Raw genomic sequence first — 11,910 nt, forward strand, 5'->3', positions numbered from 1 at the left:
CTCAGTCCGCGATCACCACAATCGACACCCGCCGATTCTCGGTACGCCCTGCCGCCGTGTCGTTGGCGGCCACCGGTTTACTGCTGCCCAGACCACGCAACTGAATGTTTTCCTCTTTCATGCCCACGCCCTGCAGCACCGTGGCCACACTTTTCGCGCGGCGCAGGGACAGTTGCTGGTTGTAGGTTTCCTTGCCCGAGCCGTCGGTGTGGCCATCGACGCGTACGCGCTCGATGCCTACACCCAGCAGGGCCTTGCCGATGCGCTGGACGATGTCGGTGCTGGGTTGGTTAAGGGTTTCGACGTCACTGCCAAACAGCACTTTGCCGGACAGGCCGAACGCCCAGCCGTCATCGGTAAGCTCGAAGCCCTGTTGCTTGAGGACGGCGACTTGCGCCGGGGTCAGGCCTTTGGAAGGCGCCGTCTGGCAACCGCCCAGGGCGAGCAGCGCCACCAGCAGGGTGATAAACATAAAACGCGCGGTCGAGAACAAGGAATCAACTCCTGTGTTGAACGTTGACGACGGGGCTCTCCGGCTCCGCCGTTTGCTGGCCCCCCGAGGACAAACGCTTGGCCTGGTACATCGCCGCATCAGCGGCATTGAGCAAGGTGCCGGGTGTGACGCCATGTTCGGGGTAGATGGCGATCCCGATACTGAGGGAGGTCAATACCTGGGTGCTGCCGGGCACGGCAATCGGCATGTCCATGCTGGCGATGATTTTTTCGGCGATGCGCTGGGCGTCTTCGACCCTGTGCAGCGGCGCCAGCAGGATGGCGAACTCGTCACCGCCCAGGCGCGCTACCAGGTCATCTTCACGCAATTGCGCACGCACCCGTTCGGCGACGGCCACCAGCACGGCATCACCGGCGGCATGGCCGAAGCTGTCATTGATCTCTTTGAACCGGTCACTGTCGAGGTACAGCACGGCCACCTGTTCCTTGGCCTTGGCGGCGCTGCGCAGCGCGCGAATCAGGCGGCCTTCGAAGTACGCGCGGTTGGGCAGACCGGTAAGGCTGTCGTGGTTGGCCTTGTGGGCGAGGGTTTCGTTTTCGCTTTGCAGATGGTTTTGCCAGGCTTCCATCTCGCCGAGCAGGGCATTGAAGTCGCTGCCCAGGCTATCGAGTTCGGCGATGCGGGCCGGCGGCACGCGGCGGTCGAAGTCACGCTCGCTGCGGGCGGCGTGGGCCACGGCGGCGAGGCTTTGCAGCGGCTCCGTAATGCCGCGCAACAGACGCCGCGCCAAGTGCAGGGCGACCCAGGCACTGAGGACGGTGCAGATCAGGATCCCCGCCAGGCCGCTGAGCAGGAAGCGCAGCAGGCTACCGCCGTGGCCGGTCAGGTGAATGCTGCCGATGGTGCGCCCCTGGTGGAGGATCGGTTGGCTGATGGGCTGTTCGAGCAGGGTATGCGCCAGCGCCAGTTCAACCCGGGAGAGCATGCCGGTTTCCGGGCGTTCCCAGTGCGCCAACAGCCGGCCACTGCTATCGAACACGTCAGCCTGGGCGACTTCTTCGGTGGAGGCAATCAGGCTGAGGGCTTCGGTGGCGGCGCTGCGGTCGTTGAACACCACGGCCGCTTCCACGGTGTAGTTGATGGAACGGGCGATCAGGTGCAGGTTGTGTTCGGCGTAGACCCGCAGCGCCAACACGCCGAGCAGGGTCAGGGAGACACTGGCCAGCGTCACCGCCACCAGCGCCAGGATCATGTGCCCCCGGCCGATGACGGAACGCAGGGTAGGTCGTACGTTCGCCGCTTTCATGTGGTGGGCGCCCGGCGCCGGGACAGTTGCAACACGCTGGGATGAATGCGCACGCCGCTGCGCGCCACCGAGTCGAGGTTGACCTCAAACGACACTTGCTCATCGCCCACCCGCAGGCAGAACAGGCTGCCCACGGTGCATTGGTCGCCGCCTTCACTGATGCTGAGCACCGGGTGGCCGATCAACGAGGCAAACAGGCGGCTGCGTTCGTCATTGCTGAGTTTGCCGATGTACACGGCGTCGCAGGCGTTGACGATATCGGGATGGTCGGCCAGCAGGCGCCGCACCACGACCGGACGGCCGGTGGCCTGGATGGTGCCTTTGATCAGGTCGTCGGTGTATTGGGTCGGGCCGACGATGCACAGGCGCAGTTGCGCAGGCTCTACTGGCCAACGGGCATAGCTGAGGATACCGAGTACCACCTGGGTGACCGCCTGGGCGCGCTGGTCAGCCGGGCCTGGGGCCTCGGCAAATACCCGGGGCGCCAGCAGGCATAGAATCGCCACCAGCAGCAAGCGTCTCCAGCTCGAACTAAGCTCTGTGGGCGAGACAGCCAGGTTCATGCAACGATTCTCTCAGGTGTTTTCGGGGTGATGCCGCAACGATAGCACAGCGTCAGATATTTCTGACTCCTGACCCAACTCCAGCATCAACCCACTCAAGCGTTTGACCTTGCGGCGCACGGCCTCTTCAAACACCCCGCCCCGGGGTTCGATCAGGCTGAACCAGCGCTTGGCGCGGGTGATGCCGGTGTAGATCAACTCTTTGGTGAGCACCGGGTTCAGCGCGTCCGGCAGGATCAATGCGGTGTGGGTGAACTCCGAGCCCTGGGATTTGTGCACGGTCATGGCGTACACGGTTTCCACATCATTGAGACGGCTGGGCAGGACAAAGCGCACGCCACCCTGGCCATCGTTACGTGGGAAAGCCACCCGCAGCACCTGGGGGCCGCCGTCGCTTTCAGGCAGTTTGAGGGCAATGCCGATATCGCCGTTCATCAAGCCCAGGCCGTAATCGTTGCGCGTCATCAACACCGGACGGCCTTCGTACCATTGCTCATCCCCCTCGATCAGCCGCACTTTGCGCAAGGCGGCCGTGATGCGCAGGTTCAGGCCTTCCACACCCCAAGGCCCCTTGCGCACGGCGCAGAGCAGTTGGAACGCATCGAAGGCTTGCAGCAGTTGCTGGGCCCAGTGGGTCCAGGCAAGGTCATCGCGCGGGGTGTCGACGGCGGGGCGTGCGCTGTGCAGCAGGTTGAGGTAATAGCGATAACCCTGGGCGCCGTCGCCCTGCCCGTCCAGCACCAGGCGCTCCAGGGCGTGGTCGTGCTCGCCTTTGAGGCTGACGCAGAACAGGTCGCTGTGGCTGCGCGCGGCCAGCAGCTTGCGCGCCTCGTCGGCGTTTTGCTGGTTGACCCAGCGCGCCAGTTGGCCGATGCCGCTGCCTTCGCCGAAACGCCGCGAGTAGCGCAGCATCACCACTTGCTGAGCCAAGGGATGGCTGCCATCGAGGTCTTCGTGCAGGCCACTGGCGCTGAGGTCTTCGCCGCTGACGGTTTGCAGCCATTGGCGGGTGTCAGGGCTGTACCAGCCGGCTTCGGCGTCGCGGCACAAATCACCGAGTACGGCGCCGGCCTCCACCGAGGCGAGTTGGTCTTTGTCGCCCAGCAGCACCAGGCGGGCATGGGGCGGTAACGCATCCAGCAGGTTAGCCATCATTTCCAGGTCGATCATCGAGGCTTCGTCCACCACCAGTACATCCAGAGGCAACGGGTTGCCAAGGTGATGGCGGAAGTGCCGAGTGCCCGGGCGACTGCCCAGCAAGCGGTGGACCGTGGTGACCTGGGTCGGGATCTTTTCCTTCACGCTTTGCGGCACTGTCAGCGACAGCACTTGCTGGCTGATGGATTCGGTCAAGCGCGCCGCGGCTTTACCGGTCGGCGCGGCCAAGCGGATACGCAGCGGGCTGCCGGACTCAACGGCCGGCGCCTGCAACAGCGCGAGCAGGCGTACCACGGTGGTGGTCTTGCCGGTGCCGGGGCCGCCGGTGACAATGCTGAATGCACCGCGGGTGGCCAGGGCGCAGGCGAGTTTCTGCCAGTCGATCACGCCATCGGGCGCCGGTTGGTCAAACAAGCCATTCAAGCGCTGGGGCAAATCGGCGGCGACGCTTTCCTGGGTGGCAAGACGCAGGCGCAAGGCGCTGTCGATACGTCGTTCGTAAGTCCAGTAACGGCGCAGGTACAGGCGTTTGCCCGACAGTACCAAGGGACGACTGTGTGCCGATTCGCTGCCGTCCAGCGCCAGGGCGACCAACGGGCTGGCGGCCAGGGCGTGGCACCAGCGGGCGCCATCAAGGCCGTCGAGCAACTGCGACGGCAGCAGCATGGCGCCGCTTTGCAGGTCGCCTTCGGGCGGCAGGGACAGGGCAAAATCCGGCGCGTTGAGGGTTTCGAACAGGTCCAGGCACACATGGCCGTGGCCGAGTTGATGGCTGGTCAGCGCCGCCGCCAGTAGCACCAAGGGGTCGGCGTGTGGATCGAGCTCGTGCAGGAAGCCTACGAACGCCTTGTCCAACGCCCGCAGCCACCCCCGGTCAACCCAACGCTCCAGCAGGCTCACCAGGTCGGCGGCGCGGCTCAAGGGCGCTAACGCCTCAAGCGGTAACGGCGACAGGCTCATAACAACACTCCTTGTTCCCAGGCAGGCTCAGCCTTGGGCGGGATGGGCTTGCCCTGGAACAGCAGGTCCAGGCCTTCGATCAGGTCCCGTGGCGGCCGGGTGAAAAACGCCCCTCGGCTGACAGCCTGGGTGCCGCGCAGGAACAGGTACAGCGCGCCGCCGACATGACGGTCGTAGTCATAGTCCGGCAGGCGCGCCTTGAGTTGGCGATGCAGGGCGAGCAGGTAAAGCACGTATTGCAGGTCGTACCGATGTTCGAGGATCGACTGTTCCATGGCGTCCTGGGTGTAGGCCGAATCGTCGGGACCGAGCCAGTTGGATTTGTAGTCGGCCACGTAGTAGCGGCCGTCATGTTCGAAGGTAAGGTCGATAAAACCCTTGAACATGCCGTTGAGCAGCACTGCTTCGGCGGCGACGCGGGACACACCGTTGTGGGTGTACTGGCACACCAGCTTGTCGAGGGCGAGCACGTCGACTTTATGGCTGGCGAACCAGAACTCCATTTCAATCTGGTAGTGCTGCAGGTTGCTCAGGGCGACCTGGTCGTTATCCACCGGCAGCGGCGTGTGCAGCAGATGGCCCAGCCAGTCGCTGAGGGTGACGATCCAGCCTTCCCAGTTGCGGCGATTGCAGCGCGCGCCTACGGCTTGTTCGATCGCTTGCGAGGTCACGTTGAAGCCTTCTTCCCCGGCCCACTCCAGCAGGCCGTGAAGGAAGGTGCCGGGGTTCGGACCGCGTGGGAAACGGTGAATGTCTGCGCCGGACGCTGCCACTTCACGCGGTGCGTCGGGATCGAGGCGTTCGTCATCGAACAGCTTTTGCGCCTGTGGGCTTTCGGGCGCTTCAAGGTGGGCGACGCTCATGCTGTCGCCAATGCGCAAGGCACTGTAGGACGCGATCCACCAGTTCTCGGCGGCCTTGCGCTTAGGTAACAAGGGCGCGAGCAAGTGGGCAGTGTTGCGCGGCGGGTGGAACAGGATGTCCTGGGCGTCGGGCACTGGGGCGTAGTGGATGGCCGGGCAGCCGTCCTGCAGATCCAACAGCCAACGCGCGAGGCCGGCGGATTCACTCAACGACGCACCGGCGCCGAGCAGGTAACCCAGCGCCGACAGGTGCAGTACCGAGCTGCTGCTGTTGCCACGCTTGAGGTCGGCAACGCCGAGCCAGCAGGCATGTTTGGCGCGGGTCAGGGCTACGTAGAACAAACGCAGGTCTTCGGCCAGGCGCTCATCGTCGGCCTGGGCGATCAACTCGGCGGTCGGGCGCAGGCTGACGTGGGATTTGCCGTGTTCATCGTGGTAATGCAGCGGCAGGCGACTGCCGTCGACCGGCTTGGCCGAGCAGATGAAAGGCAGGAAGACCAGGTCGTACTCCAGACCCTTGGATTTGTGAATGGTCACCACCTTGACCAGTTGCTCGTCACTTTCCAGGCGCAGGATTTGCTCTTCGCCGGCCTGGCCGGACAACGCCAGGTGTTCGGCCAGGTGGCGGATCAACGCCTGTTCGCCGTCCAGTTCCGACGCGGCTTGCTGCAACAACTCGCTGAGGTGCAACAGGTTGGTCAGCACACGTTCGCCGTCGCTGAGGGCGATCAGGGTTTGCGGCAGTTTGAAGTCGTGCAGCAGGCGACGCAGCATCGGCAACACGCCTTGGGTGCGCCAGATCGTGCGGTAGCCTCGGAACTGCATCACGCGGCTTTCCCACGCCAGTTCGTCCTGGTTCAGACGCTCCAGTTCCGGCAGTGACAGGTTCAAGGTGACGCAAGCCAGGGCAGCCCGCAGCGGCCGCTCGACGTCCGGCTCGGCACAGGCCTTGAGCCAGGCGAGCAGGTCGTGGGCTTCCTGGGCGGCGAAGACAGAGTCCTTGTCGGACAGGTACACGCTACGCACGCCACGGGTGGCCAACTCGGCGCGCACGGCCTGGGCTTCCTTGCCGTCGCGCACGAGGATGGCGATGTCCGACGGCAGTACACCTTTGAAACTGTCATCCGTTTGCAGGAAACCGGCCGTGCCCTGCTGGCCGCCGTTGAGCAATTCGACAATCCGAGTGGCGCAGGCGCCGGCCAGTTGTTGGCGGTATACCGCGTTGGAAACCGGCTGGTCGGTGGGCAGGTGCCACAGGTTCAGCGCCGGCGACGTTTGGCCGTCGACCTGCAGTTTTTCCTTGCGGCCTTGGGACAACACCGGGTGGAACGGCACCGGGTTGTCGCCATTCGACTCCCGGAACAGGAACGCGCCGCGGCCGGTTTCCGCGCGCAGGAACACGTGGTTCACCGCGTCGACCATCGCATGGCTGGAACGGAAGTTGGTGCCCAGGGTGTGATGACGGCCGAGCGTGGATTTGCGCGCACGCAGGTAGGTGTAGATATCGGCGCCGCGGAAGGCGTAGATGGCTTGCTTGGGGTCGCCAATCAGGAACAGGCCGCTGTCGAGGTGGTTCTCTTCGATGCGGTAAATGCTGTCGAAGATGCTGTATTGCACCGGGTCGGTGTCCTGGAATTCGTCGATCAGGGCCACCGGGAACTGCTCGCGGATCACACTGGCCAGGCGCTCGCCGCCATCGGTTTGCAGGGCGGCGTTGAGGCGGATCAGCATGTCGTCGAAGCCCATTTCGGCACGCCGGCGTTTTTCTTCTTCAAAGCGCTTGCCCACCCAACCGGCAGCGTGTTGCAACACCGCGGCGTCGGGGGTTGGCAGCGCGTCGAGGGCGGCCTTGAGGCCGGCCATGGCATCGATGCCGGGGTGTTGCGGCGGGTCGCCCTTCCATGCTTCGGCCATGCCGTCGGGGGTGAGGCGGGTGAAGCCGGTGGCAATATCCAGCTGTTCCAGGGTTTCGTCAGCGGCCCAGGCGCTGATCTTTTCGAACCAGGGCTCGAAGTAACGCGCTTGCATCTTGCGGCCGTCGACGGCTTTGGCGGCTACGGCTTGCAGGCAGATTTCGCGCAACTCGACGGCCCATTGTTGCCAGGGAGCCTTGATGTTTATCAACGCTTCACGGCGTTCTTGCAGGCAAGCGTTGATCAACTCGGCGGGTTCGCGGGTTTCATCCGTCGGCCGTTCGCTGCCGAACAGTGCGCGTACCCGTGGCATCAACGCGGCCGGACCGCCCCAGTTGCTGCGTACCCAGTTGAGGGCGTCGTCGTGCATCGGGTAGCAGAACAGTCGCCAATAATCGCGAAGCACTTCGCCGAGCAGGTCACTGTGGTCGGTTTCCAGGGTCTGGGTGAACAGGCTGCCGCTGTCGAACGCGTGTTCGCGCAGCATGCGCTGGCACCAACTGTGAATCGTGGAAACCGCCGCCTCATCCATCCACTGGGCTGCGATGTCCAGGCGGTTGGCGCAGGCGGGCCATTGCTCGGGGAGGTATTGCGCACGCAGGTCGGCGATCAGCGCGTCGGGCTGTTCAATCTCTTCGCGGAAGAAACGTGCGGCCTCGGCCAAACGCATGCGGATGCGTTCGCGCAGCTCTTTGGTGGCGGCATCGGTAAAGGTCACCACGAGGATTTGCGGCGGCAGCAGTTCACGGCCAAAACCGGACTCACTGTCACCGTGGCCAAGGACCAGACGCAGGTACAAGGCGGAGATGGTGAAGGTTTTGCCGGTGCCGGCGCTGGCTTCAATCAGCTGGCTGCCATTCAACGGGAAGGCCAGGGCCAAGGGTTTGCTGCTCATGGGCCGGCCTCCTCGCCTGTGAGTGATCGCCATGGGGCGTTGATGAGCGGTCGATACAAGGTTTCGCACCAGCCTTCGAACTCTTCGCTGGCGACCAGGGCGGCGTAATCGGGGAACTGTCGGGTGAGCGCCGGGGTTTCGCGACGCTCGCCGTCGGTGGTCAGGCCGTCACCTTCATAGGCTTTGCTCGCGGCGGCGTGGGCTTTGACCGGATCGGTCTGGCTGAGCCAGGCGAAGGCGGTCTTGACGGCTACCGGGAGCGGCTCTCTCATGCCGCTGTGCCAGGCCAACAGCAGGTTGCCGAGGATTTCCCGGGCGATGGGCTTATCCAGCGGGGCCAGTAGCAACGTATCGTCGCTGGCCACCAACCCCGTGCTCAACGACAGGCCGCAGGCGCAGGCCACCACATGATTGACCCAAGGACGAATCAGGCGATGCCATTTGCGTGTTTTGATCGAGCCGATGCTATTGGGGATGGTGGTGACACTCAGCAATCCGCCATCACTGCGTCGATGCAGGCCGCTGATCCAGCCTTCCAGCGCTATACCTTGATGCTCGAAACTGATCGGTTCTGCAGCGGTGTGTGGCGTTGGCCAGAGCGCCAGCAACTGCTGGTAGCGTTGCAACAAGTCGGGCAGGGGCTCAATGAGTTCGTTGCGCAGGCACTCGCCGAAACCAACCATCGGCAACAGGCCACTGCCTTGCAGCCGCAGGGCCTGGGCGTTGAGGGCCTGGTCGAGGTGTTCGGGCTGGGACAGCGCAGCGTTCAACAGGCTGTCGCTCAGGTTGTAGCGTTGCAGCGCGTCAAGCACGAAGGGCTCTTCATCGGCCAGGGGTACTTCGGCGGCTTCGAAGAACACTTTCAGACGCTGGCTGAAGAAGTGTTTGACCGGGTTGCGTAGGAAATCCTGCAACTGGCCGAGACTCAGGGGTTCTTCCTGTTGATGCTGCGCCAGTTGACCCTCTTTTGGGACGTTATCCACAGCTTCGTGGAGTAACTGCCATTCGCGGGCGTAGCTGAACAGTGGATCACCTTCGTGGAAATAGCGGGCGCTGAAGGGTTGGAGCGGGTGTTCCTGGGTCATCGCGTCCAGTAGCGGTGTTTCTTGTGCGTTGTGCCAGCCACTGGCGATATGGTCGCGCAGTTGGCCGATGAGTACAGAGGCCGGGCGCTCGCTGTTATCGCGGATGCTACGGCCGACCCAGCTGATATAGAGCTGGTCGCGGGCGGACAACAGGGCTTCGAGCAGCAGGTAACGGTCATCTTCACGGCGCGAACGGTCGCCGGGACGGTAGTCGCTGCCCATCAGGTCGAAATCCAGCGGTGGCTGGGCGCGTGGGTAGTCGCCGTCGTTCATGCCGAGCAGGCAGACGAGTTTGAAGGGGATGGCGCGCATGGGCATCAGGGTGCAAAAATTGACAGCTCCGGCGAGGAAGCGCTGGGACAGACGGCCTTGATCCAGGCCGGCCAGCCAGGCTTCGCGGACTACGGTAAGCGGTAACTCATCCTGCAGGCCAACGGACTCGCAGGTTTCCAACCAGGTTTCCCTGAGTTGCTCAAGCTGACCCAACAGGTAGTCGTCGTGCTCGCTGCTGGGTAGGAAGAAGAGTTGCATAAGGCGTTGCAGACGCTCGCCCCATTCGTGGGGTGCTGCGGGTTGTGACAGCGCTTGATGGGCATCGCTGAGCGCATCGAGCAAAGCGACCAGCGGGCCGATCAAGGCCGCATCAAGCCCGCCGATTTCGTCGTAAGGCTCAATGCCTTCGCAGGCTGCACCGGTGCCGACGGCGTAGCCTAGAAGCATACGGCGAAGACCGAATCGCCAGCTGTTTTGTTCCAGTTCACTCGGCAGACCGAGCCCCGCACGTTGCTCGGCGTTGAGGCCCCAACGGATGCCAGCGCCTTCGATCCAGCGGTGCAGCGTGGGCAGATCGCGCTCCTTGATGGCGAAGCGTTCGCGCAAGGCCGGGACGTCCAACAGATCGAGAATCTCGCTGACGGGGAAGCGGCTGTCAGGGAGTTTGAGCAGGTGTTCAACGGCGATCAGCAGGGGATCGCGGCCGCGCTGGCCTTGATCGGTGAGGGTAAAGGGAATGAAGCGGGGATCGATTCTGTCCAGTTGCCCGAATACCGCGCGAATATGCGGCGCATAGCTGTCGACGTCGGGGACCATGACGATGATGTCCCTTGGGCGAAGCGTGGGGTCGGCGCTGAAGCGTTGGAGCAATTGGTCGTGGAGAATCTCTACTTCGCGTTGGGCACTGTGGGCAATGTGGAAGCGGATGGATGTATCACGCTCCAGATCGACAGCCGGCCATTGTTCCCGAGTCTCATTGAGCGGGCGCAGTTCGAGGATATCGTCCTGAAGCTGGTTGAGCAGTGTGGTGGGTTCGCTGTCGCTGAACAGGTCGATTCGACCATCGCGAAAAGCGGCGCGGTAGCTGTTGGGATCGTCGTAACTGTCCAGCAGGCTGATGTAGTCGCGACCTTGTTTGCCCCAGGCGGCCAACAGCGGATGGGCGTGTTGGTGCAGGGTTTGTGGGTCGATAGTAACGGGCATGCCGGCTTTACGCGCCTGGCGTTTGTATTCGTTACGCAGCAGGTCTTTGTCGGCCACGATGTCGGACCAATGGTGGCGACACGGGTTGTGCACGCACAGCAGGACTTGGCTGAAACGGGCCAGGCCGGCCAGCGCCTCAAGCGCTTGGGCGGGTAGGGAGGAAATCCCGAAGACAATCACCCGGGAAGGCAATCCCTTCGGTGCTTGCTCAAGCGCATTGATACGTTCGATAAAGCGCTGGTGCACGCCGGCGCGGCTTTCGGCCATGCCCTCTTCACCGACGTCCAACAGCAGCGCGCGCCATAACTCGGCTTGCCAACAATTGGCAGGGTTGAGTGGCTTTGATTCGCCTCGACCATTACGCAATTGATGGCGGCCGGCAGCCCAGTCTTCCAGCCAGTCAGCGCGGTAGACCTGGTATTGGTCGAACAGGTCAGCCAGTCGTTCCGCCAGTTGGTAGCGTTTGCGCAGGTCGGAGTCGTGGGTCAAGAAGCGTTGCAACGGCTCGAAGTGCTGTTGATCGATGAGTTCCGGGAGCAGGCGCATCAGGCGCCAAGTGAGCGGGGCTTTATCGAGCAGGGATTTTGGAGGGATTTCGTCACGTCCCAGGACCATGCGATAGAGCTGCCACATGAAGCTGCCGGGGAGCTGTACATCAATGGCGGCGGCAATTCCGCAGCCTCCCATATCGTCGTCTTGCGGGTCTTCAGCCAAGGCCAGTTTGAGCCACTGGGCAATGCCGTTGCTTTGTACCAAGGCGATTTCGTTTTCCAGAGGCGCCAGGGGATAACGGCGCATCCAACTCACCACCAGGCTGCGCAGTTCGTCCAAGCGGTTGCCGTGAACCACCATGAATCCAGCGCTGAGGGACGTCGCATCCGGCATAACGGCTTCCTTGGGAAAAGCAAAATCGAGGGCATGGACTTTAGCACTGAAGACCCTGCCGAGGCGCCTCTTCGCACTTTCCGACCGCCCAAAACAAAACCCCATCTGCTTTCGCAAATGGGGTTTCGGAATTTAATCTTGACGATGACCTACTCTCACATGGGGAAACCCCACACTACCATCGGCGATGCATCGTTTCACTGCTGAGTTCGGGATGGGATCAGGTGGTTCCAATGCTCTATGGTCGTCAAGAAATTCGGGTACTGAGTCGTGGCCAGTTGGCCTCGCTTCAGCAAATTGGGTATGTGACAGCTGTCGGTGCTTTGTGAAATCTCGAACTTTCGGTTCATTG

6 protein-coding genes and 1 rRNA gene are annotated in these 11,910 nt (G+C 63.0%); all 7 read right to left on the reverse strand.

The window, feature by feature from the left end:
- Window position 1: 1 nt before the first annotated feature.
- The 7 genes from B9N88_RS29170 to rrf all read right to left on the reverse strand — a co-directional run bounded on the left by B9N88_RS29170 (window position 2) and on the right by rrf (window position 11,810).
- A complete protein-coding gene (locus B9N88_RS29170; protein WP_027607681.1) occupies window positions 2–493 on the reverse strand; it encodes an outer membrane lipoprotein YfiB in 492 nt (163 codons plus the stop codon).
- 4 nt (window positions 494–497) lie between these two features.
- Window positions 498–1,760, reverse strand: coding sequence for a diguanylate cyclase DgcN/YfiN (locus B9N88_RS29175; RefSeq protein ID WP_027607682.1), 1,263 nt, complete (start codon window positions 1,758–1,760; stop codon window positions 498–500).
- The gene (locus tag B9N88_RS29180) at window positions 1,757–2,323 is read right to left on the reverse strand and encodes a regulatory sequestration protein YfiR (RefSeq protein ID WP_027607683.1); all 567 of its coding nucleotides are present in this window, start codon (window positions 2,321–2,323) and stop codon (window positions 1,757–1,759) included. The genes B9N88_RS29175 and B9N88_RS29180 overlap by 4 nt, the downstream gene beginning before the upstream one ends.
- A gap of 12 nt (window positions 2,324–2,335) precedes the next feature.
- The gene (gene recD, locus B9N88_RS29185) at window positions 2,336–4,441 is read right to left on the reverse strand and encodes an exodeoxyribonuclease V subunit alpha (RefSeq protein WP_027607684.1); all 2,106 of its coding nucleotides are present in this window, start codon (window positions 4,439–4,441) and stop codon (window positions 2,336–2,338) included.
- Window positions 4,438–8,112, reverse strand: a complete 3,675-nt coding sequence (recB, locus tag B9N88_RS29190; RefSeq protein ID WP_027607685.1) for an exodeoxyribonuclease V subunit beta — start codon at window positions 8,110–8,112, stop codon at window positions 4,438–4,440. The genes recD and recB overlap by 4 nt, the downstream gene beginning before the upstream one ends.
- Window positions 8,109–11,558, reverse strand: coding sequence for an exodeoxyribonuclease V subunit gamma (recC, locus tag B9N88_RS29195; protein WP_027607686.1), 3,450 nt, complete (start codon window positions 11,556–11,558; stop codon window positions 8,109–8,111). The genes recB and recC overlap by 4 nt, the downstream gene beginning before the upstream one ends.
- A 136-nt stretch (window positions 11,559–11,694) precedes the next feature.
- A 5S ribosomal RNA gene (gene rrf, locus B9N88_RS29200) occupies window positions 11,695–11,810 on the reverse strand.
- Window positions 11,811–11,910 lie beyond the last annotated feature (100 nt).

This window comes from Pseudomonas sp. LAMO17WK12:I1, assembly GCF_900177315.1.
Lineage (GTDB): Bacteria > Pseudomonadota > Gammaproteobacteria > Pseudomonadales > Pseudomonadaceae > Aquipseudomonas > Aquipseudomonas marginalis.

What these genes read in the sequence shown, in the direction of transcription:
- recB (WP_027607685.1), bottom strand. Translation starts at nt 8,112, where the DNA reads ATGAGCAGCAAACCCTTGGCCCTGGCCTTCCCGTTGAATGGCAGCCAG.
- B9N88_RS29180 (WP_027607683.1), bottom strand. Translation starts at nt 2,323, where the DNA reads ATGAACCTGGCTGTCTCGCCCACAGAGCTTAGTTCGAGCTGGAGACGC.
- recD (WP_027607684.1), bottom strand. Translation starts at nt 4,441, where the DNA reads ATGAGCCTGTCGCCGTTACCGCTTGAGGCGTTAGCGCCCTTGAGCCGC.
- recC (WP_027607686.1), bottom strand. Translation starts at nt 11,558, where the DNA reads ATGCCGGATGCGACGTCCCTCAGCGCTGGATTCATGGTGGTTCACGGC.
- B9N88_RS29175 (WP_027607682.1), bottom strand. Translation starts at nt 1,760, where the DNA reads ATGAAAGCGGCGAACGTACGACCTACCCTGCGTTCCGTCATCGGCCGG.